At 49.3% G+C, this 22326-nt stretch carries 20 protein-coding genes and 1 tRNA gene; 16 read left to right on the top strand and 5 right to left on the bottom strand.

Annotated features, from left to right (window positions below):
• The first annotated feature begins 5 nt into the window (after positions 1-5).
• The gene (gene argH / locus FMR86_RS11435) at positions 6-1388 is read left to right on the top strand and encodes an argininosuccinate lyase (protein ID WP_163351535.1); all 1383 of its coding nucleotides are present in this window, start codon (positions 6-8) and stop codon (positions 1386-1388) included.
• 682 nt (positions 1389-2070) lie between these two features.
• On the opposite strand, the gene FMR86_RS11430 is transcribed toward argH, so the two are convergent.
• Positions 2071-3069: a DNA (cytosine-5-)-methyltransferase gene (locus FMR86_RS11430; RefSeq protein WP_163351534.1), complete on the bottom strand. Its 999-nt coding sequence runs from the start codon at positions 3067-3069 to the stop codon at positions 2071-2073.
• Between the two features lie 82 nt (positions 3070-3151).
• Positions 3152-3245 (bottom strand) — tRNA-Sec (locus FMR86_RS11425).
• 197 nt (positions 3246-3442) lie between these two features.
• On the opposite strand from FMR86_RS11425, the gene ftsH reads away from it, so the two are divergent.
• From ftsH to priA, 8 genes are read left to right on the top strand one after another with little or no spacing between them, the layout of a single operon-like run.
• Positions 3443-5503, top strand: a complete 2061-nt coding sequence (gene ftsH, locus FMR86_RS11420) for an ATP-dependent zinc metalloprotease FtsH (protein WP_163351533.1) — start codon at positions 3443-3445, stop codon at positions 5501-5503.
• Positions 5504-5516: 13 nt separating this feature from the next.
• Entirely contained in the window at positions 5517-6359 is an 843-nt protein-coding gene (gene folP / locus FMR86_RS11415) for a dihydropteroate synthase (protein WP_163351532.1), read from the top strand.
• Positions 6359-7105, top strand: a complete 747-nt coding sequence (cdaA, locus tag FMR86_RS11410; RefSeq protein ID WP_163351531.1) for a diadenylate cyclase CdaA — start codon at positions 6359-6361, stop codon at positions 7103-7105. Before folP ends, cdaA begins: the two co-directional genes overlap by 1 nt.
• Positions 7102-8025, top strand: a complete 924-nt coding sequence (locus FMR86_RS11405; protein WP_239057223.1) for a CdaR family protein — start codon at positions 7102-7104, stop codon at positions 8023-8025. The genes cdaA and FMR86_RS11405 overlap by 4 nt, the downstream gene beginning before the upstream one ends.
• Positions 8026-8056: 31 nt before the next feature.
• The gene (glmM, locus tag FMR86_RS11400) at positions 8057-9406 is read left to right on the top strand and encodes a phosphoglucosamine mutase (protein ID WP_163351530.1); all 1350 of its coding nucleotides are present in this window, start codon (positions 8057-8059) and stop codon (positions 9404-9406) included.
• 51 nt (positions 9407-9457) lie between these two features.
• On the top strand, positions 9458-10327 hold the full coding sequence (gene galU, locus FMR86_RS11395; protein WP_163351529.1) for a UTP--glucose-1-phosphate uridylyltransferase GalU: 870 nt from the start codon (positions 9458-9460) through the stop codon (positions 10325-10327).
• Positions 10318-11082, top strand: a complete 765-nt coding sequence (locus tag FMR86_RS11390) for a hypothetical protein (protein WP_163351528.1) — start codon at positions 10318-10320, stop codon at positions 11080-11082. The genes galU and FMR86_RS11390 overlap by 10 nt, the downstream gene beginning before the upstream one ends.
• A complete protein-coding gene (gene priA / locus FMR86_RS11385) occupies positions 11082-13424 on the top strand; it encodes a primosomal protein N' (RefSeq protein WP_163351527.1) in 2343 nt (780 codons plus the stop codon). Before FMR86_RS11390 ends, priA begins: the two co-directional genes overlap by 1 nt.
• A 148-nt stretch (positions 13425-13572) precedes the next feature.
• Here priA and FMR86_RS11380 read toward each other — a convergent pair whose 3' ends face one another.
• Together FMR86_RS11380 and FMR86_RS11375 are read right to left on the bottom strand one after the other, a co-directional pair.
• Positions 13573-14595 (bottom strand): anti-sigma factor antagonist, encoded by a 1023-nt coding sequence (locus FMR86_RS11380; protein ID WP_163351526.1) that lies wholly within the window; start codon positions 14593-14595, stop codon positions 13573-13575.
• 137 nt (positions 14596-14732) lie between these two features.
• On the bottom strand, positions 14733-15476 hold the full coding sequence (locus tag FMR86_RS11375; RefSeq protein ID WP_163351524.1) for a Smr/MutS family protein: 744 nt from the start codon (positions 15474-15476) through the stop codon (positions 14733-14735).
• Between the two features lie 284 nt (positions 15477-15760).
• On the opposite strand from FMR86_RS11375, the gene FMR86_RS11370 reads away from it, so the two are divergent.
• From FMR86_RS11370 to FMR86_RS11360, 3 genes are all read left to right on the top strand, one after another.
• Positions 15761-16525: an ABC transporter ATP-binding protein gene (locus tag FMR86_RS11370; RefSeq protein WP_163351522.1), complete on the top strand. Its 765-nt coding sequence runs from the start codon at positions 15761-15763 to the stop codon at positions 16523-16525.
• A 25-nt stretch (positions 16526-16550) separates the two neighbouring features.
• Positions 16551-17711: a SufD family Fe-S cluster assembly protein gene (locus FMR86_RS11365; protein ID WP_163351520.1), complete on the top strand. Its 1161-nt coding sequence runs from the start codon at positions 16551-16553 to the stop codon at positions 17709-17711.
• Positions 17712-17797: 86 nt separating this feature from the next.
• Positions 17798-18247, top strand: a complete 450-nt coding sequence (locus FMR86_RS11360; RefSeq protein WP_163351518.1) for a metal-dependent hydrolase — start codon at positions 17798-17800, stop codon at positions 18245-18247.
• Positions 18248-18348: 101 nt separating this feature from the next.
• Here the strand turns inward: FMR86_RS11360 and FMR86_RS11355 are convergent, their stop codons facing one another.
• Complete coding sequence (locus tag FMR86_RS11355; protein WP_163351516.1) at positions 18349-18786, bottom strand: CBS domain-containing protein; 438 nt, start codon at positions 18784-18786, stop codon at positions 18349-18351.
• 231 nt (positions 18787-19017) lie between these two features.
• On the opposite strand from FMR86_RS11355, the gene FMR86_RS11350 reads away from it, so the two are divergent.
• From FMR86_RS11350 to pgsA, 4 genes are all read left to right on the top strand, one after another.
• Entirely contained in the window at positions 19018-19662 is a 645-nt protein-coding gene (locus FMR86_RS11350; RefSeq protein WP_163351514.1) for a protein-L-isoaspartate(D-aspartate) O-methyltransferase, read from the top strand.
• 6 nt (positions 19663-19668) lie between these two features.
• Entirely contained in the window at positions 19669-20625 is a 957-nt protein-coding gene (locus FMR86_RS11345) for a DUF368 domain-containing protein (RefSeq protein ID WP_163351512.1), read from the top strand.
• Positions 20626-20682: 57 nt separating this feature from the next.
• Positions 20683-21579: an Mrp/NBP35 family ATP-binding protein gene (locus FMR86_RS11340; protein ID WP_163351510.1), complete on the top strand. Its 897-nt coding sequence runs from the start codon at positions 20683-20685 to the stop codon at positions 21577-21579.
• A gap of 174 nt (positions 21580-21753) precedes the next feature.
• On the top strand, positions 21754-22299 hold the full coding sequence (pgsA, locus tag FMR86_RS11335) for a CDP-diacylglycerol--glycerol-3-phosphate 3-phosphatidyltransferase (RefSeq protein WP_163351508.1): 546 nt from the start codon (positions 21754-21756) through the stop codon (positions 22297-22299).
• Positions 22300-22326: the final 27 nt, after the last annotated feature.

The following is a 22326-nucleotide window of genomic DNA, read 5'->3' as shown; positions in this document are numbered from 1 at the left end:
GGAATATGGCAGATAATAAATTATGGGGCGGCCGGTTTGCTGCCAAGACAGCCCAGTCCGTAGAAGATTACACTGAATCCGTAAGCTACGACCAGAACCTGTACCGTGAAGACATTTCCGGCTCTCAGGCCCATGCCACAATGCTGGCCGAGCAGGGCGTGCTGACCGCTGAAGAGGCCGAAACTCTGGTCAAGGGCCTTGATCAGGTGCTGGAAGAGATCGAATCCGGCAAATTTGAATGGAAAAAGGAGATGGAAGATCTCCATATGAATATTGAAAGCAGGCTGACCGAGATTGTCGGACCTGTGGGCGGTAAACTGCATACCGGACGCAGCCGTAACGATCAGGTTGCTACTGACTTCCGTTTGCACGTGCTGCGTTCCCTTGAAGCATGGAAGACCGCGCTGGAAAAACTCATCGCATCTTTCACTGCCAAGGCTGACCAGAACAGGGAAGTGCTGCTGCCGGGTTATACCCATCTGCAGCCCGCACAGCCTGTGAGTCTTGCCCATCACATGCTGGCTTATGCATGGATGTTCAAGCGTGACCACAGCAGGGTAGTGGATTGCATCAACAGAGCAAATGTATGCCCGCTGGGTGCTGCCGCTCTGGCCGGAACCACCTATCCGCTCAAGCCGGAGACTTCCGCAAAACATCTCGGCATGACTGAGACTTTCCGCAACAGTCTTGATGCTGTTTCCGATCGTGACTTTGTCATGGAAGCCATGTTCACCGGAAGTCTGGTCATGACCCATTTGAGCCGCATCTGCGAAGAGCTGATCATCTGGGCCAACCCCTGCTTCGGTTTTATCAAGCTGCCTGATGAGTTTTCTACCGGGTCATCCATCATGCCCCAGAAGAAGAATCCGGACGTCTGTGAACTTATGCGCGGTAAAACCGGACGTGTTTTCGGTGATCTGATTTCCCTGCTGACCACCTGCAAAGGTCTGCCGCTGGCTTATAACCGCGACATGCAGGAAGACAAAGAGCCTTTTTTTGATTGCGATAAGACCGTACACGCCTCCGTGGTCATCATGGCTGATATGATGGATGCCATGGGCTTTAATCCTGAAAATATGGAAGCTGCCCTGAAAAAGGGCTTCCTGAATGCTACCGAACTGGCTGACTACCTCGTGGGCAAGGGCATCCCGTTCCGCGAAGCGCACCATATCACCGGTTCCGCTGTTGCCAAGGCCGAAGCAGAGAGCAGGGGACTTGAAGATATGAGCCTTGAAGAACTTCAGACTTTCTCCGATAAAATTGAAGAAGATGTCTTTGAAGTGCTTTCCTACGAAGCTGCTGTAAAACGCAGGGTTTCCCCCGGTAGTACCGGACCGGAGTCCGTTGACGCGCAGATCAGTGAATTGCAGGGGTGGCTGGCCAGTTAGAAATACTTATTGGCAGAAATGAAAAAGCTCCATCCGATGTCGGCTGGAGCTTTTATTTATTTGCTAAAGAAAGTTTATCCAAGAATTGTCATATCCAATTTGTTCTAATGTTTTTTCATAGTTGAGAGTGGGCGGATGCTTTAATTTAAATTTGATTGCTGATGCAGGAACAGGATGTATTATTGTAAATTGTGATCCATTGGGCTGCCATGTGAAGGTGTGTTTGTTAGATGAAAGATCGCGAGCAATAAAATTTCTATTTTTATTTATTTCCCATTTGAACTCGCGAGTTAGAACTCGATGTGTGTCGATTTCAAACAACGTAAATTCAAATGAGTCCATGTTGCGGATTAGTACAATTGTTCTTAAATTAGAAAATTTTTGATGTACGATATCTAGTCGTTCATTCCAGATGTTGAGAACACATTCCCCTGAGAGTTGTACGTTTTTAAATGGATTATCAATATCATACGAGTACGTTAGGTTGTTTCGACCTGATATAATTCTGACCGATTTTGTTGTATGCGGCTTTTTGCTCTGAACGGTTTTTACAGACCATGCTTCATTATTTTTTACAACATCAGCCAGACCTATCGGGCTTGCTAGGTGGGTGCCGCCAACAGCGTGAGCGAAAATTTCGCCCCAATCGTCTCCTGTTATGTTGCTCTTGCCTACTACTGCATTATAAATTAATTTCTTGCATATTTCCTGTGTGGTTTCTTTGGGGAAACAGCCCAGTGGGTATGACTGTTGGGATTGCTTTGATTTGGAGTCTCTCAGTTTTGGCCTTTGCATGGAGTACCTCTTCTAATACAGCTTGAATCATAGGAACGGGAACAGCGTTACCAGTTTGTTTTTTTGTCTGGTAGTCGGAACAAACTATTTTGAAATCTTCGGAAAAGCCTTGAAGTCTTAAAGTTTCGCGAGGAGTCAATCTTCTTTTTCCGTTTACAAGAAGATAATTGTATGATGCTCCTGCTCTCAAAGCACAAGAATATGGATAGCTTGTAATATTTCCGCTTTTATTTTCATGCCAAATGGCAAGATCAAATTGACTTTTGTGCTTTTGTTGGCGTTTGTTTTGAATATCAGCACTTGCATAAAATTTTTTGTCAACATCAGATTCAATGATTTGAGACAAAGATTTCATTGCGATTGTTTTTTTGGGCCATTCAAAATTTAATTGATTATTCAAAGTACCCACAATGATTGTGCGTTCTCTTTTTTGTGGTAGCCCGAAGTCAATAGCATTCAAGACCTTATGCCAGGTTTTGTAGCCCAGTCCTTCTAATACTCTGAGAATAGTTTTTAAAGTTTTACCTTTATTATGTGTTGATAATTGTTTGACATTTTCTAATATAATATATGATGTTTTTTTGGCTTTTAAAATTCTTACGATGTCAAAAAAGAGGGTCCCACGTGTGTCTGAAAAGCCTTTTTGCTGGCCTATGATGCTGAATGGCTGGCACGGAAATCCGGCAAACAGAAAATCATGTTCAGGAATTTCCTGCTCAGGTATTTGGGTGATGTCGCCTGCGGGATGGATATGATAATTATGGAAATATGCGTTTTGAGCGTATTTATCAATTTCGCTCGCGAAAACACATTCACCATTAAAATGTTTGGCAGCTTGGTGGAATCCACCTATTCCGGCAAAAAGATCAATAAATGTAAAACTCACTTTGCCTCCATATATTATTTATATATAATTTATGCCAGCAAAGCGGGCTTGGTCAAGATGTAGTAGGCTGGTAAAAAAAGAATGGCGGAAGTGTATAGGAGTCGAACCTACCGACGAGGGTTAACCCGTCCACTGGATTTGAAGTCCAGGCGCAACACCGGTTACGATACACTTCCGCTTCGAAGAAGAAATGGCTACCAATTTTGCTGGTAAAGGGCAAGTGCTAATAATATTTTTGTTTATGGCTTGCCTTTTCCCCAATTAGTCTTATTAATAACTGATCGATACTGAAGAAATAATGTAAATTCAGTCCGCTGCCTGCCGCATATTGACATGTTCCGGCCGGGCGGACGCATATCCAAGGAGATAGACTTTGAATAGTTTTGCCAAGAATCTCTTGGTCTGGGTAACCATCATGCTGGTGATGATTGTTTTGTTCAATCTTTTTAATCAGCCGCAGACTTCCCAGCTCAAACTTTCCTACACCGACTTTTTAAGCAGAGTCGATGAAGGAGAAGTCCTTCAAGTAAAGATTCAGGGGCAGAAAATCAGCGGGGTAATGGTCGGTGACAAACGTTTTGTCACTTACAATCCTGATGATCCGGCCCTTGTTCAGCATCTGCTGAAAAACAAAATCGAAGTTGTGGCCGAGCCTGAGGAAGAGGCTCCATGGTATATGACTCTGTTCATATCATGGTTTCCCATGCTGCTTCTGGTCGGGGTCTGGATCTTCTTCATGCGTCAGATGCAGGGAGGCGGTGGAGGCCGTGGCGGAGCCATGTCCTTCGGGCGTTCCAAAGCACGCATGATAAATGAGGAAACAGCCCGCGTAACATTTGAAGACGTTGCCGGAGTTGACGAAGCCAAGGATGAGCTTGCCGAAGTTGTCCAGTTCCTTAGTGAACCCAAAAAGTTTACCCGCCTCGGCGGACGCATTCCCAAGGGTGTACTGCTGGTGGGCCCCCCCGGTACCGGTAAAACCCTGCTTGCCCGCGCTGTTGCCGGGGAAGCAGGAGTTCCCTTCTTCTCCATTTCCGGTTCCGACTTTGTTGAAATGTTTGTCGGTGTCGGTGCTTCCCGTGTGCGTGATCTTTTCGCACAGGGTAAGAAGAATGCGCCCTGTCTTATCTTTATTGATGAAATTGACGCGGTGGGTCGCCAGCGTGGTGCTGGCCTCGGCGGCGGACACGATGAGCGTGAACAGACCTTGAACCAGCTGCTGGTTGAGATGGACGGTTTTGAGTCCAACGAAGGTGTCATCCTCATCGCCGCAACCAACAGACCTGATGTCCTCGACCCCGCGCTGCTGCGTCCCGGTCGTTTTGACCGTCAGGTTGTTGTGCCTACCCCGGATGTTCAGGGCCGTGCGCATATCCTCAAGGTTCATACCCGCAAGACTCCCCTTGCCGGTGAGATTGATCTTGATGTTATTGCCCGCGGAACCCCCGGTTTTTCCGGTGCGGACCTCGAAAACCTCGTTAACGAGGCCGCTCTGTACGCAGCGAAGAACAATCAGGACTACGTCAAGATGGCCGACTTTGAGGAGGCCAAAGACAAAGTCCTCATGGGCCGTGAACGCCGCAGCCTGATTCTTACTGATGAAGAGAAGAAGACCACCGCTTATCACGAAGCAGGTCACGCTCTCATCGCCAAGCTGCTGGAAAACTGCGACCCCGTACACAAAGTTACCATCATCCCCCGCGGGCGCGCTCTGGGTGTAACCCAGCAGCTGCCTGTGGATGACCGTCATAACTATAATAAAGAGTACCTCAAAGATACTCTGGTCATGCTGCTCGGCGGACGTGTGGCTGAAGAGCTGATCCTTGATCAGGTCACCACCGGAGCCAGCAACGACATTGAGCGCGCTACCAAGATGGCCCGTTCCATGGTCTGCCAGTGGGGTATGAGTGAGAAACTCGGTCCCATGACTTTCGGTGAAAGTCAGGATCAGGTTTTCCTCGGCAAGGAACTTGTGCAGCACAAGGACTTCAGTGAAGATACCTCTCGCCTCATCGATTCCGAGGTCAGAAGGATTATCGACACTGCTTACGAGACTGCAAACAAGCTCCTTTCTGAAAATGAAAAGGCTTTGCATGCTGTTTCCGAAGCTCTGCTTGAGCGTGAGACTATCGACGGTAACGACCTCGATACCCTCATGGCCGGTGGGACCCTTCCTCCCCTTGAGTCCGTAGCACCTTCCAATGCTGCGACAGCTTCAAGGGCTTACGGTTCTACTTCCAAGGCCGGATATACTCCTGTTGCCGAATCTGAAAAGGAAGATGATGCAGACAAGGGTGAATTCGCTTTTGAAGAGCAGCCTTCAGAACAGACTGAAGACAAGCCTGAAGCCAAAACTGAAGTGAAAGAAGAATTCAAGCTCTCCGAAGAATCGGCAGAGACTGAAGAAAAAGAAGATAAAAAGAGTTCCGAATAAGGATACAGGATTTATGTCCCGCGATTATTCATGGACCGTTAAGGGGGGCAGGGTGTTAGGCCCTGCCCCTTTTTTTATTGCCGGTATTGTCAATGTCACCCCCGATTCCTTTTATGACGGGGGCAAAAATTATGATCTGCAGCAGGCCGTTGAACATGGCCGCATGCTCGCTGCACAGGGTGCGGATATCCTTGATGTGGGCGGTGAGAGCACCAGGCCATTTGCCGATCCTGTCTCTCTGGAAGATGAACTTGCCCGCGTGGTTCCGGTGATCAAGGAACTCAGCCGTGAGCATGTGGTTTCTGTTGATACAGTCAAGAGCGGGGTGGCCCGTGCCGCAATCGAGGCCGGAGCAGCCATTGTGAATGATGTTTCCGCTTTTGCGCAGGACCCGGCTCTGTTGGAAGTTGTGGCTGATTTAAAACCCGGCTACGTGCTCATGCATAGTCAGGGAACCCCGGAAGAGATGCAATTGGCACCGAGTTATGATAGTGTCATAGAAGATATTTTGAGTTTTTTTGAAAAAAGTCTTGAAAAACTCATAAAAGCAGGCTTACCCGAAAGTCATATAGTGATTGATCCCGGTATAGGGTTCGGCAAGACTCTTGGGCACAATCTGGAGATTCTGCGCCGGATTGACCGTTTCATGGATCTGGGTTTTCCGGTTTACATGGGACTTTCAAACAAGTCTTTGTGGGGTAAACTGCTGGGGCTGGAACCCGATGAGCGGCAGAATGCCACTCAAGCAGCAACAGCTGTACTGGCAGCGCGCGGAGTTCCGATTCACCGGGTGCATGAAGTCGGCTTGACCAGCCAGACGTTGAAAATAGTGAAGGAGATCGGCGGGGATTTTTGATGTTTGAGTTTCTGGGCTTTCAAATTTCCTGGAAAGAGCTGCTGGACATCGGTCTGGTGGCGATTGTCTATTTTTATATTATCCTGCTGGTGCGCGGCACTCGTGCTGCTGCGGTTATCTGGGGACTTCTTCTGGTCCTGCTGGTTTACTACCTTTCTGATGTCTTCGGTCTTTATACCCTCAATTGGCTGCTGACCAATTTTCTTAGTTCCATCTTCCTTGTAATTATTGTCCTTTTTCAGAGGGATATCCGTAAAGGTCTGGCCCAGATGGGCGCAGGCCGTTTCTGGCGTAAGCAGGATTTTGAAATTGCGGTTATCGATGAAATCTGTGCCGCCATGGATTCCATGGCCCGCCAGAAGATCGGGGCATTGCTGGTCATCCAGAAAAACGTCCCGCTGGGTGATATTTTAGAAAAAGGGGTCGAGATCAATGGACAGGTCAGCAAGCAGCTGCTGATCAATATTTTCTGGCCGGATACCCCGCTGCATGACGGAGCGGTGGTTATCAAGTCCAACAAAGTGGTTGCGGCATCCTGTATTCTGCCGCTGGCGCAGGTCTCCACCAGACAGAGCGCCATCGGCACCCGGCACAGGGCGGCCTTGGGGATCAGTGAAGAAACCGATGCCATCGCCCTTGTTGTTTCTGAAGAACGCGGGACTATGTCTGCGGCCATCGGCGGCAAGTTGATTACCAAGCTTGATATTGTGCGTCTGAAAAGGGTTCTTAAAAACGTTTTGACATGATGAAAGTACAGCACTGGAAAATAGCCGCAACGGCCCTGATGATGGCCCTTTTGACCTGGTATCTGGTTACCGGGCGTGACCTTGTTGAGACGTGGGTGGAGTTTCCTTTGGAAATTATCAATCCCCCGCAAGGCATGATTATCCGCGATGGTATGATCAGCAAGGTTTCCGTGCGGCTGCGCGGCCCCAAAGGCTTGATCCGCAATCTTGATACCAAGAAAATGGCCTATTCCCTTGATACCGGACATCTGGTGGTCGGTAACAATCCTATTACCATTGTGCCGGAAAACCTCGGACTGGGCAGTGCCCTTGAGGTTGTGGAGATCAATCCTTCACATATCAATCTGGCCATGGATATGTTTGTGAAGAAGCGGGTCCGGGTATTGCCGGCATGGGAAGGTGATCTGCACCGCGATTATACCCTTAAGAAAAAATTCAGTGAACCGGATGAAGTAACCCTGCGCGGACCGGCTTCGGTGCTTAAAAAAATCAAACAGGTCAGAACCCAGCCGATTATGCTGGATACCGATTCTCCCGGATTCTGGCATGGGGAAGTTCCCCTGCAATTACCGGAGACTGTGGAGTCCAATCCGGGGCTGGTCAGTGTGAGTCTTGATTTTGCAGTGCGCTCCGGAAAGATGTGGGTCAAGGTGCCTCTTTATATTTTAGGGCCGGATGATATTGACTTTACCGCCAGTCAGAATTACGTCAGGCTGCTTGTGGAAGGGCCAAAGCCTTTCTTCAGGCAAAATGGATTCAGAGATGAGATTACTGCTTCAATTGATTTGAATACGGCTATCCCGGAAGGGAAGAATGTCATTCCTTTCGAAGTCAGCCTGCCTAAGGGCTGCACTGTGAAAAAGAGAAAGCCTGAAGCAATAACCGTAACTATATCAAGGCCGACGTCCCAAGCGCAATAATGAGCGGCCTGCTTATATTTTGGAGAGATGGATGACTAAACGTTTGTTCGGGACCGACGGTGTGCGCGGTCAGGTTAATATTCACCCCATGACCGCTGAAGTTGCCCTGCGTATGGGGCTTGCGGCCGGTTCTTATTTCAGAAACGGAAAACAGCAGCATAAAGTAATTATCGGTAAAGATACCCGCCTTTCCGGGTATATGCTTGAATCCGCACTTACTTCCGGGCTTTGTGCCATGGGTATGGATGTATTCCAGGTCGGCCCCATGCCGACTCCTGCGGTGTCTTTTCTGACCCGTAATATGCGTGCCGATCTCGGTATTGTCATTTCCGCCTCCCATAACCCGTTCATGGATAACGGTATTAAATTTTTTGATGCCAACGGCTACAAGCTTCCCGATGAAGCTGAAGATACAATTGCGGAAATGGTCATGTCTCCGGATACCCAGTGGGATTATCCGCAGGCAGAGAAAGTCGGGCGTGCCTTCAAGATTGAAGATGCCCGCGGACGCTACATTGTTTATCTCAAATACAGCTTCCCGCAGGATATGACTTTGAAAGGAGTCAAGCTTGTTCTCGATTGCGCCAATGGTGCTGCCTACAGCCTCGGCCATATGTTCGAAGAGCTGGGAGCGGAAGTTGTGCGTATCGGCGACAAGCCGGACGGGCTGAACATCAATGCCAAATGCGGATCCCTGTATCCCGAAGTTGTCGGACAGCGGGTAGTGGAGGAGCACGCCGATATCGGTCTCGCCCTTGACGGTGATGCTGACCGCCTCATTGTTGTTGATGAAAAGGGGCAGGTCCTTGACGGCGATGTCATCATGGCCATGTGCGCTGCCGATCTTATGGAACGCGGTAAACTCACTCATAATATGCTTGTTGCCACTGTAATGAGTAACATGGCCCTTGAAAATTTCATGAAAGAAAAGGGCGGACAATTGTTGCGTACCCCGGTGGGTGACCGTCACGTGGTGGAAGCCATGCGCCGTGAAGGAGCCATCCTCGGTGGTGAGCAGTCCGGCCATCTTATTTTTAAGGAATTCAGCACCACAGGCGACGGGTTGCTTGCAGCCTTGCAGTTATTGCGTATACTGTGTGTGAAGAACAGACCGCTTTCCGAACTTTCCGGACTGCTTGAGCTTTATCCGCAAAAATTACAGAACGTTCACGTTAAGCGGAAAAGACCTTTTGAGGAAGTTCCCGCTGTGCAGGAAGCCCTCAAACAGGTTGAGCAGGAATTGGCCGGAAAGGGACGTGTTCTGTTGCGTTATTCCGGAACTGAATCCGTAGCCAGAGTTATGGTTGAAGCAGAAGACAGTTCCAAAGTTGATCTTTATACTTCCGAGCTTGCAGGAGTTTTGGAAGAGCATTTACGCTGATAATTCGTTTGGTCGCTACAAAGCATTCAATATTTCAAGGAGATATGATCAATGGTCATCAAGAAAGTTATTATTCCGGTTGCTGGATGGGGTACAAGATCATTGCCTGCCACCAAAAACATTCCCAAGGAAATGCTGCCTATCTTTAAGAAGCCTGTTGTGCAGCATGTGGTGGAAGAGGCCATGTCCAGCGGACTGACTGATGTTGTTTTCATTAACAACCAGAATAAGAAAATTATTGAAGACCATTTCGATTACAACCTTTCCCTTGAAGATGTGCTTGAGCGCGGCGGCAAGACTGAGATTCTTGAAGAAGTAAGAAAAGTTGCGGAGATGGTTAACATCATTTCCGTGCGTCAGAAAAAGCAACTCGGCCTCGGACATGCTGTTCTCTGTGCCAAGGAAGTATGTAAAAACGATCCTTTTGCCGTAATGGTCGGCGATGACCTCATGTTCGGTCTGGAGCCGGGCATCAAGCAGCTTATTGATGCCGCACGCACCGAGAATATGGCGGTGGTCGGCGTAATCGAAGTACCCGAGAACAAGGTTAACCGTTACGGTATCATTCAGGGTGAAGAGTTCGCTCCGGGTATGTACCGGGTCCGTTCTCTGGTTGAAAAGCCCGCCATCGGCGAAGCTCCTTCCAGACTGGCAATCGTAGGTCGTTATGTTCTGCTGCCGGAAATCTTTGATCATCTGGAAAATCTTGAGCCGGGTGTGGGCGGAGAAATCCAGCTCACCGATGCCCTGCAGGGACTGGCGCAGGATAACAAGCTGCTGGCCGTGAAACTGCGCGGACAGAGGTTTGACGCCGGGGACTGGGTGGAGTATCTTACCGCAAATATTTACTTCGCCCTTCAGGATGAAGAATTGCGTGATGACGTTGTAGCCAGATTGCGGGAGCTTTTGTCTTGTTCGTAAAGAATTTATATACTTATGTAGTATTTTCAGTCCTTGCCGTGAGCCTGCTTTGCAGTGGCCCGGCAAGGGCTTTTTTTCCGTCTGACGAGGGAATTGATGAGACAATGTACCGGAAATACGGTGCGCTGACTTCCTATGAAGCGGAATTGACTTTTCCGTCAGAGCCGGGAACCACCCTTGTTATCAAACGCGGACATGATCACTGGCAGCAGACCTTTACCGAGACCGGGACCAATGCGACTGTCACGGCAAAATCCGTGGGGCAATATTTTAAGACCATTGCCCAGTGTCCGCCTGCGGCGGATATGCCTGTTTCCATGCTTCAATTCTGGGCACCGGATGATCCTGTCGCCGACTGGATGGAGATGGGCATGACCAATGCGACCAAAAGCTACGGATTCTTTGATGACATCCCGGCATTTGTTTTCGGTGCGGAGCAGGGTGATGATAACTCTCCCCAGATTTGGTTCAATAATGAGAATTTTGCACCGATAAGGATTGTGCTTGCTCCGCAGCGGGAAGTCCGTTTCGGCACATATTCCAAGTTCGCCGGATTCATGCTGCCCCATACCGGGATCATGAAAGTCGGTGAGGAAACCCTTGATTTCAATATCCAGTGGAAGAGCATCCGTAAAAAGATTGCTCCTGCGGAATTCGCTCCTGTAGCCATCAGTAAATCCAAGGGATGCGCAGTGCCGTCCGGTGAGGTTTTTGAGTTTCTAAAAAAATGTCTCAAACCGGGTAAAGAGCAGTAATGAGCACTCTCTGGCAGGCCTGTCTGGCCAGCCCGCCATATTCAATTTACACTTACGAAGCACCCGCCGACCTTCCCAAATTAATGGAAGGACAGCGGGTTCTCGTGCCTTTGGGCCGTTCCGTACGCGTGGCTTTTCTCATTGAGACAGTGGACATTCCTCCTGAGGGGGTCGAACTTAAATCCGTTATCTGGCCTCTTGAACGTGAGCCGCTTTTAAATTCCAATCATTTCAAATTATACCGCAACATCGGTGCCCGCCAGATGCAGCCCCTTGGCAAGGTGCTGGAAAATGTGGTGCCCAAACGTTTCCGCAGTGCCAAAATTTCCTTCAAGGTTGCGGATCGAGATTTCCCCGCCCGTCTGAAGGCTCTGGATATTGCCCGGATGCCTGTCGAGCGCAGGATGGAGCTGGTTAAAATTTACGATGAAGGGCGCATGAATGTCAGCCTGCCTGCTTCTATTGAAAAAGAGGAATACGTCAGCCTGACTTCCGATCCGCCATGGCCTGTGCGCCCCAACGCCGCACGTCAGTTGCAGATTCTGGAATTTATTTTTGAAAACGGACCCCGCGAAAAAGGATTCCTCAAAAACATCATGGGCGATTGGACCACCGGGGTGATCAAGAAGCTTCATTCCGATTCGCTGGTCAAGATCGGCCCTCCGCCCGAAGAAGAACGCAATCCCTCCGAGAAGTGTTCAGCTACCGGACCCAAGTGGGACTTCGTGCCGTCAGAGCAGCAGCAGGCAGCCATTGATGAACTGCTTACTGCGCTGGACGAACCCAAAAGCGCGGTCAAGCTGCTGCACGGAATCACCGGGAGCGGTAAAACTCTCGTTTACATGACTGCGGCCCGTAAATGCATGGAGCAGGGCAAGTCGGTAATAGTACTGGTGCCGGAAATTGCTCTTGCTTACGCCCTTTGGAACGGCATATGTCCTCTCTTTCCGGATGCCCGCAAATATCTCTATCACGGCTACCAGACCCCGGTGCGTAAGGAAGCCATCTTTCGTGCGTTGGCTGAGGATGACAGTCCGGCCCTGATTGTAGGAACCCGTTCGGCTCTTTTCCTCCCGGTGCGCAATCCCGGCCTGATTATCGTGGATGAAGAGCATGATGAATCATACAAGCAGGAGGAGCGTCTTCCTTATCAGGCCAAGGAAGTAGCTTACGTGCTGGCCCACATGACCGGAAGCCTGCTGGTGCTCGGTTCCGCAACCCCGGACATCAAGACCTTTCATGCCGCGCAGCAGGGTGCTTTTGATGTTATCGCCATGGAGAAGCGGGTCGGGAAATCCGTGCTTCCGGCGGTCAAGGTGGTCGATACCAGCTCCATCAAGAATCCGGAGCAGCCTTTTGCTCCCGAGACCGAAGCGCGCTTGAAAGAGGTGGTCGAGAAGGGCGAGCAGGCCGTGGTCATGCTTAACCGCCGTGGTTTTTCCCCACTCATCTACTGCACGGATTGCGAAGAGTCCCTCAAGTGTCCCCATTGCAATGTCAGCATGACCTATCATAAGGGGCGCGAGCGGGTGATCTGCCATTATTGCGGCAATGCCTATCATTTTCCTTTGCCCTGTGCCACATGCGGGGGCAGCAATCTCATGCCTCTGGGCGGGGGCACGGAGCGTCTGGAAGAGCAGGTCGCCAAGGCACTGCCGCCGGAAACGAAAATTTTACGCATGGACCGCGATTCCACTCGCAGGCAGGAGCGGCTTGATGAAATCCTGAAGAGCTTTGCCCGTGGTGATGCGCAGGTTTTGGTCGGTACCCAGATGCTTTCCAAGGGACACAATTTCCCCGGCGTGACGCTGGTGGTGGTTTCTGAGGGTGATCTGGGTCTCAATCTGCCCGATTACCGTTCCGCAGAACGTACTTTTCAGTTATTGGTGCAGGTTTCCGGGCGCGCCGGTCGCGGTGAGAAGCCGGGGGAAGTCATTATTCAGACCCGCAACCCGCAGAATCCCATCTGGGGTGCAGTCACTTCCGCCGACTACAAGACATTTTTCGAAAAGGAAATTGAGAAGCGCAAGCGGTTCCGCTATCCGCCATTCACCAAGTTAACCCTGATCCGCATCAGTCATCCCATGGGCTGGGAAGGGGAACAGCTTTGCCCGCCGTTTTTCAGCCATATTCGCGAAGCTGCAAAAGAGGCCGGGATTATGGCCATGGGACCTGTGCCCGCGCCACTGGCCCAGTTGCGCGGACGCAAGCGGTTTAATTGTTTATTGAAATCTGACGACTGGCTCAAAACCCGTGAGCTGTATGCAAAAATATTGCGCTGCAATCCAGACAAAAAACAGATCCGCATCACCATGGATTTAGATCCGGTGAATATGTTGTAGGAATGCCTCCGGCGGCTGGGGAAGGGGGACTTTTGGGAACAGTTCCCCTTCCCCAGACCCCATCCCCTCAAAACTTTTTAGTATGCTTTGCAAGTAGCGCGTTTAAACTGTCTTCGAATTGAGCTTTGCGAAAGTATTAAGATAGTTGCTACAACTCATTTTGGATTCCCGGAAATTTATCAAAAAGAACAGCAGCTCCGGTGTGATGGATGGTTTTATTCAGCTCCGGTGAAACATCGCTGATAGTGATTTTCTTGCCGGCTTCGCGGAATTTGCGGCTCAGGAAATTGAGGGCTTCAAGCCCTTTGAGGGATGCGTTGCGTGTTTCGGATAAATCCAGTGCCGGTGAGAAGTTGCGCTTAAGCATGCGGGTTCCGGTACGCAGCAGGTCCGGGATCAGTGCGGTGTCGAGCGTTCCCTGAATCTCTATTTTGGGCGGGATACTGCTTTCATCATGGCTGACAGAAGAGGGCAGGGCCAGCGCGGATTTGGCTTTCAGGTTTTCAAGGAAATTCATTTCTTCTCGCAAAAGCAGCAAAGGCGTGAAAATATTGTCCAGCTTGTCTTCGAATTTATTCTTGTCCACATCGTGCGGAATGCAGATTAGCACACAGTCATGCAACTGTTCGTAGATTTTGGGAATGCAGGAACGGATTGAATCAGCGCGGGCTGAGATGAGTACTATGTCAGGGCGCAGGTTATTGGCACTTCCGCAGATTGATTGCACGTCAATATCATCCAGCTCACCCGTGGTCTTAAAATGGGTGAACAAATCCCATGACAAGGGCACAAAACCATCCCGGACAAGTATATTCGTTTTGAGCGCGGTTTCGGAAATGTGCAACAGGCTGTATCCGTAATGGGCGCAGATGCGGGCAATCTGCTCCGGGAACTCAAAATATTCCAGCGGCATTTTTAGTTTGATTCCGGCCTTGTCCGCCATGCTTACCAGAGATGAATCCGCAGGAAGAATGAAGTCCGCCGTAAAAGGACAAAGGGATGGCGATTTTGCATAATCCAGCATCCACGGGAAAGAGGGCGCGAAGATCATGGTTTTTTCCTTCGCCCCGGCCCGTTCTCCCACGGTCAGCATCAGCTCATTGAAATCCATATTAAAAAACGGAATTCCAAAAGCGAGCTTTATACGATCAGGATTATCAAAAATTTCCACAAAGAATCCTTTTGAATTTAACCCGGCGAAGCCTAATAAAAGTTTTTGGGATTCTTAAACCCTTTTTTCAAAAAGGGTTTAAGCCGCCGGAGGCAAAATCATTTCATCAAAAAGCGCGAAGCGCATCAACTGTTCTCTTAAAACTCTTTTCCCCAGTTAATGCCTTTATCCCATTTGACTTTGCCTTGCACTTTCTTTTGTTTGCGCAGCAGGATGTATACTGCTCCGGCTCCGCCGTCCTTGGGCTGGGCAGTGCAGAAGGCCAGTACCACGCGGCGAAAAGGATCGCGGGTCAGCCATTCCTGAATTTCGCGTTTGAGTACAGAATGACCGCCGGGGGAATTCTTGCCTCGCCCGGTCACGGCCAGCACGCAACGCTGGCCCTGCAGGAATGATTCGCGGATGAAAAAGAGCAGGTTGTCGAAAGCCTGTTCGGAATTCATGCCGTGCAGGTCGATATGGGATTCGTGGCTGAAGGCACCTTGCTTCAGCTTTTGGAAAACCTTGGAATCTGTGCCGCGCACAAAGCCGAACATGAATTCATCGGAATATTCCAGTTCGAATTCGATCTTACCGGAAACGAGGCTGCTCAGGTATTCTTTGCCTTCGTCCTCTTCTGATTTTTTGGGAGCCGGGGTCGGTTTGGGTTTCTGGACTGCTACGGTAGAATTGTCCATGCGGTCCACGCCGACCATGGCATCCATGAAAGCCTGATCATCATCCACTTCAATTTCTTTCTCTTCTTCTTTGATAGGGGCGGGCTTTTTCTTTACTGCTTCCAGTGCTTTGCGTACCGCCTTGGGAACATGTTCTTCTTTTTTGTTATCTTTAAATTTCAAACCCTTAAGATCTGAAAGGGAATTAATTTTCTTTTTAGCCATAAAAGTCTCTCCTGAAAAAATGAGCTATCAAATTAGTCATAATCCGCATTGAAGTAAATCTTTGTGTGCAGGAAATTTGAGATTTTGAATTTTGCGGCTTGACTTTTCCGCAACCGTTACCATTTTTTCAGGGCACGTTTTGTTGAGCACAGGGCCGGATATTGTGAAATTAATCATTATTTACGCTGGACTTGGAATGTGAATTTTATTAGCTCTTCAAGGCGTACTTATTTCGACTAAATAACTCCATTTTTGGCTTTTCGCTTATAAAGTGAGGAATTTCAATGCTTAAGATAGAAGGCTTGCACGTCAATATCGGTGATAAAGAGGTCATCAAGGGCCTCAACTTACATATAAAAGAAGGGGAGACCTTTATCCTTTTCGGACCCAACGGTTCCGGTAAGACCTCCCTGCTCATGACCCTCATGGGCTTCAGCAATTATGAAGTTACCAAGGGTAAAATTACTTTCAAGGGTGAAGATATCACTTACGCCCCCATTTATGAGCGCGCCCGTCTCGGCATCGGCATGTCCTTTCAGCGTCCCCCGACCATTCACGGTTTGAAGACCCGTCATCTGGTAAAGATGTGCGGAAACGGTTCCGACGTTGATGTGGAAATGCTGGCCCAGCGTGTTAATATGACGAATTTTCTCGACCGTGATATCAACTCCGGTTTCTCCGGCGGTGAAATCAAGCGTTCCGAGCTGCTCCAGCTCATGGCCCAAAATCCCGGCCTGCTGCTTTTTGATGAGCCTGAATCCGGTGTTGACCTCGAAAACATGCACCTGATCGGTAAAATGGTCCGCACCCTGCTCGACGGCGAAATCAAGCCGAACATCGACCTTAGCATGAAAGAGCAGAAGATGAAAAAAGGCACCAATACCTGCGGCCTGATCATCACCCATACCGGGCACATTCTTGATTACATCAATGCTGACCGTGGACAGGTTCTTTTCAATGGACATCTCTGCTGTGAAGCCAGACCTCGCGACATTCTGGAGCATATCCGCAAGTACGGATACAAAGAATGCGTGAAATGCCTGAACTAGCAGAATAAATCCACGGAGAAATATCATGAGTAAAATTGATCTGAATGATTTTAAATTTGAAGGTCTGGAACACGCAGTAATCGAAGATCTCGCTTCAATCGAAGCTGAGGAAAAAGAACAGCTGATCATGGCCGGTGTGGATGTGGATTCCACTGATGTCAGTGCCACTTTCATGCAGGTGGATCACTCCAACGTGCACTGCGGTACCAATGATAAAGATGTTGAAGTAATGGATATCAAAAAGGCCCTTGAAAAATATGACGGCCTGCCCGACTATTACTTCAACCTTATTGATAAAGAAAAAGATGAGTTTACCCGCAACGCCGCAGCAAACCTGCACGGCGGTTATTTCGTGCGCACCAAGAAGGGTGCAAAGATCGAAAAGCCCGTGCAGTCCTGCCTGTTTCTCAAGGCGGAAAATTCCGGGCAGAACATCCACAACATCGTGGTTGTAGAAGAGAATTCCGAGCTGCACATCATAACCGGTTGTGCTGCTGCCCATGAGAAATTCTCCGGCGGACATTTCGGACTTTCTGAAATTTACGTTAAAAAGGGCGGCAAGCTTACTTTCACCATGGTTCATAACTGGGGTGAAAATACTGTTGTACGTCCCCGCACCATGGGTGTTGTTGAAGAGGGCGGAGCTCTCATCAACAACTACGTGCTCATGAAAAAGGTTAAGGACGTTCAATCCTACCCGACCATTTTCCTGAACGGTGAAGGCGCGGTTGCACGTTTCAACTCTGTTCTGGTGGCACCTGAAGGTTCCTACATCGATACCGGAACCCGCATTATCCAGAACGCACCCAACACCAAAGCCGAGACCATTTCCCGCACCATCACCACCGGCGGTACCATCATATCCCGTGGTCATATTCAGGGTAACCACGTTCCCGCACGTGGTCATATCGAGTGTCAGGGACTGATTCTCGGCGGCGGACGTATTCATGCTGTTCCCGAACTGGAAGGAACCGTGGAAGGTGTTGAGCTTTCCCACGAGGCCGCAGTCGGTAAGATCGCGCAGGAAGAGATCGAATATCTCATGGCTCGCGGTATGGATGAGGATGAAGCAACCTCGACCATCGTGCGCGGTTTCCTCAACGTGGACATCATGGGTCTGCCCGAGAAGCTGCAGAAGGAAATCGACAAGCAGATCGAAGAACTCGACGCCAGCGACGCTATGTAAGCTGTTTGACATATTAATGAAAAAAGTGTCCCTCTTTGCAGAGGGACATTTTTTTTTTGTGATAATTTAAAATAAGTAGTTATTAAATGCCGGGATATAAAGGTCATATTACGGGGTCCGTTGTAGCAGGGGCCTTGGTGCTTGTGGGATTGGTTCAGATCGGGTTGTATGTCATCGATCCGGAGCAGGTGGTTTCGTTGTTTGTGATTTGCGTGCTGGGCGCGCTTTTCCCGGATATTGATACGGATTCAAAGGGCAAGAGGATATTTTATTCCGCCATGCTTATTATGTCTTTATCTTTGATTTATCTGGAAAAATTTAAATGGGCTGCCTATCTGGGAGTTCTTGCCATGCTTCCCGGTGTCAGTGCCCACCGGGGCTGGACCCATACCTGGTGGGCCATGCTGCTGGTGCCCATGCCCATGTTGATCCTGCCTTATTATATTTATGGGCAGCCGTTCCCGCTTTTGCTGCCGTACTATGTGGCATTTGTGGTCGGATATTTTTCACATCTGATGCTGGATGGGGAATTTTAAAAAAAAGGAATTGAGTGTGGTGCTCAATTCCTTTTTTTATGAATACACGAAAGGCCGCATCTGAACCGATGTCCGGACGGGCTTTTCAGGAGGAGGGCGGGTTAATCGTCACTGTTCTCCAGAGCGTCCATCAGGCTGATGGTCAGCTTCAGGAAATCCGCTTCGGTGAGGATGCCGATCAGTCCGTTTTTATCGTTGACCACCGGGAAGCATCCGTACTTATGGTTAAGCAGTGTTTCTGCGGCTTCTTTAAGCGATGTATCTGCTGAAATGGTTTTAATGTCGGTGCGCATGATTTCGCCGACAGGAATACCGGAATCAATTTCACCCTGTGTGGCCGGGTCAATGTCGGCCAGCTGGGAGATTGTAGCCCTCAGGATATCCCTGTGGGTTACAAGTCCGATGAATTCCCGTTCATCGTTAACAATGGGGATATGTCTTATGCGTTGCAGGTCCATGAGCGACCTGGCCATTTTTAAATTATCAGATTCGCTAAGGGTGAACAGTTCCGTGGTCATGAGATCGTTGACTTTCAGCATGTGGTCCTCCTTTTGTCCTTACTATAATCTCTCTTTATGTCGCTTTTGTGTCAAGATGTATGTGGAAAAAACGGCTTTAAACGTCAATTTGGACCATTCAGGTTGACTTGACCGCTAAAATCTGATTTTCAACTGCAAACAATGAATTAATCCGGCTGTTATTATTTGCCCGGCAATTCATGGTTAAAATAATTTTCAGGCATTGCCATGGGCAAGCCTGCCGGGGGATAAGTGCGTATCGATCCGAAACGTTCCAGAAAGAAGATGGTGGAAGAGCAGATTGAAGCCCGTGGAGTGGCTGATAAAAATGTTCTGGACGCCATGCGTAAAGTTCAGCGGCACCTGTTCGTTCAGGATGCCCTTGCTTCCCGTGCTTATTCCGACAGTGCCCTGCCCATCGGTGAAGGGCAGACTATTTCTCAGCCGTACATCGTTGCAGTCATGTCCGAGTTGCTGCGTATAGAACCGGGGCACAAAGTTCTGGAAATCGGTACCGGGTCCGGCTATCAGGCCGCAGTGCTGGCCGAGATGGGCGCGGATGTCTTTTCCATAGAACGTATCCGCAAGCTTTTTGTCTCCGTGCGCAAGCTGCTTTTTGATCTGCGTTATTTCAATGTTCAGCTCAAATTGGATGATGGCACCATGGGCTGGCCGGAGAATGCACCCTATGACCGTATAATTGTTACTGCCGGTGGACCTGAGATTCCGCAATACCTCATTGACCAACTGGCTGATCCGGGTATCATGGTCATTCCCGTAGGCGGGCAGCGGCGTGTGCAGCGGCTCATGCTGGTAACTAAGACTGACGGTAAAATCGAAACCACCGACATGGGCGGCTGCGCCTTTGTTGATCTGGTGGGCAAGCAAGGCTGGTAGGTCGTTATGAATTTCATTCAAGCATGGAAAAATGGTCCGGGCCCTGAGTCTGCGCGTGATTATCTGGTACTTATTCTTAAAGGTATCTGCATGGGCGTGGCTGATATTATTCCCGGTGTTTCCGGCGGCACCATGGCTTTTATCACCGGAATTTATGATAACCTCATTGATTCCATTCGTTCTTTCAACGGCAGGTTCATCAAAAGTCTGCTCAAATTTGATCTGACCGGGGCAGTTGCTGAAGCGCATCTTAAATTTCTGCTGCCCCTGCTGTTCGGGATTGTTGTGGCTATGGTTTCCATGGCCCGTGTTATCCATACTTTGCTGGGCACCCATCCGGTGCAGGTCTGGTCTCTTTTCTTCGGGCTTATTGCCGCTTCAATCCTTGTTGTGGGCAGGCGGGTTGGTGAGATTTCTGCAAAGAATATTCTTTCGGGCATCTGTGGGGCCGTATTCAGTTATTTTCTGGTTGGTCTGATTCCCGTAACTACGCCCGACACTCTCTGGTTTGTTTTTATCTGCGCTTCAATTTCCATCTGCGCCATGATTCTGCCCGGTATCAGCGGAGCTTTTATCCTTCTGCTGCTGGGTAAATACGAATTTATCACCGGAGCCATCCGCAATCCCACAAATCTGGAAAACGGGGCCATTCTGCTGGCTTTTGTCTGCGGCTGCGCTTTCGGTATTTCTCTTTTTTCCCGTGTGCTGCATTTTCTGCTGGAAAAACACCACGCCATAACCGTTAGTCTCTTGACCGGATTCATGGCCGGGGCCATGCGTAAAATCTGGCCCTGGAAAGAGGTTCTTGATTCAGTGGTGATACGGGGTAAGGTCCACGTGCTGAGCGAGGCCAATGTGCTGCCTCCTGCTTATGACGGGGAATTTGCGAGTGCCGTGCTTTTGATGGTTGCCGGATTCGCAGCAGTGATTATCTTGGAATGGGTATCTTCAGCCAGAGACTAGCTGAAGTTGAACGGGGAGAAGTTCCCTGATTTTTTAATATACAACAAAGGCATTGATATGAGTTCATCGTGCAGTTCCTGTTCTTCTGCCCCGCAGAAGGGCGGCGACAAAAAGGCAAGTGCAGCCCAGGCTCTGCAGAATGAGTTGATTTCCTCAACTCTGCAGAAGATCAAATACAAAATTTTTGTAATGAGCGGCAAAGGCGGCGTAGGTAAAAGTTCCGTTGCGGTCAACATCGCAGCAGCCCTTGCTGACAAAGGGTTCAAGGTCGGTATCCTTGATGTTGACATTCATGGTCCTAGTGTTCCGCATCTGCTCGGAATTACCGGACAGCTTGATGTTGAGCGCGGAAACCTCGTTGTTCCCAAGAAGGTAAATGACAACCTGCATGTCGTTTCCATGGAATCCCTGCTCAAGGACCCGGATCAGGCTGTGCTCTGGCGCGGTCCCATGAAGACTTCCGCCATCCGTCAGTTTATTTCCGACGTTCAGTGGGGCGAGCTTGACTTTCTCGTAGTCGATTCCCCTCCGGGTACCGGTGATGAGCCCATGACCGTTTTGAAAACCATTCCCGAATCCCTTGCAGTGGTTGTGACCACCCCGCAGGAAGTTTCCCTTGCCGACGTACGTAAGGCTATCAACTTTCTGCAGTATGCCAAGGCCAACATCATGGGTGTGGTTGAAAACATGAGCGGGCTTGTCTGTCCTCATTGCCACGAAAATATCGACCTTTTCAAAAAGGGCGGCGGTGAAGAGCTTGCTGCAAAGTACAGCCTGCCTTTCCTCGGTGCGGTTCCCCTTGATCCCACCACCGTTGTTGCCGGTGATCTCGGCAAGCCTGTAGTTCTGCTTGAGGAAGATTCCCCGGCCAAGCTTGCTTTCCGCAAGGTGGCTGAAGAAATCGCCGAAGCCGCAGAAAGCAGCTTTGAGGTCGCTTCCAGCACCCATACCTAATAAAAAACGTCTTTTTTATGGCGTAAATCAACTGCCGGGTTGACATACTGTCTTCATCGGCACAGAATCATGCAGTTCCTGCGGGGGCCAATATGGTCCCCGCATTACGCAAAGGCTAATCAGGCTTCAGGGCAGCCGCTCTGACTAAATGAATTTCTCGACCCGGGACACTTTATGTTCAACCTTGCCAATTCCCTGACTCTTGGACGTATTCTTGCGGTACCTTTAATTGTAGTTCTTCTCTACTACCCGAACAAACTGACCATGTTTCTGGCGGCCTTTGTTTTCTTTCTGGCTTCGCTGACCGACTTTTTTGATGGATATGTTGCCCGGCGCAGCAATCAGGTAACCAATCTCGGTAAGTTTCTTGATCCTCTGGCGGATAAGCTTCTTATTTGCTCTACACTGATCATGCTCAGCTACATGGGGTATGTAAGTGGTTGGATTTCCGTTGTGATTGTTTGCCGAGAGCTTGCTGTTACCGGACTGAGAGCTATCGCTGTAGATATGGGGCTGGTGCTGGCTGCCGATAAATTCGGTAAGCTCAAGACCGTTACCCAGAGCTTTGCGCTCGGACCGCTGCTGCTGCATTATCCGTACTTCGGCATTGACATGCACGATCTGGGAATGTGGATTCTCTACGCGGCTGTGTTCCTGACCGTATTTTCCGGTGCTAATTATATGTACAATTTGCATAAAGTCTGGTTAACTAGCGAATAATAAAAATTTACTAGAAAAAGTTTACAG

The sequence above is a fragment of the Desulfovibrio sp. JC010 genome (assembly GCF_010470675.1).
GTDB lineage: Bacteria > Desulfobacterota > Desulfovibrionia > Desulfovibrionales > Desulfovibrionaceae > Maridesulfovibrio.
Note: the sequence above shows the minus strand (reverse complement) of the source record. Positions and strands in the feature narration are given on the sequence as shown.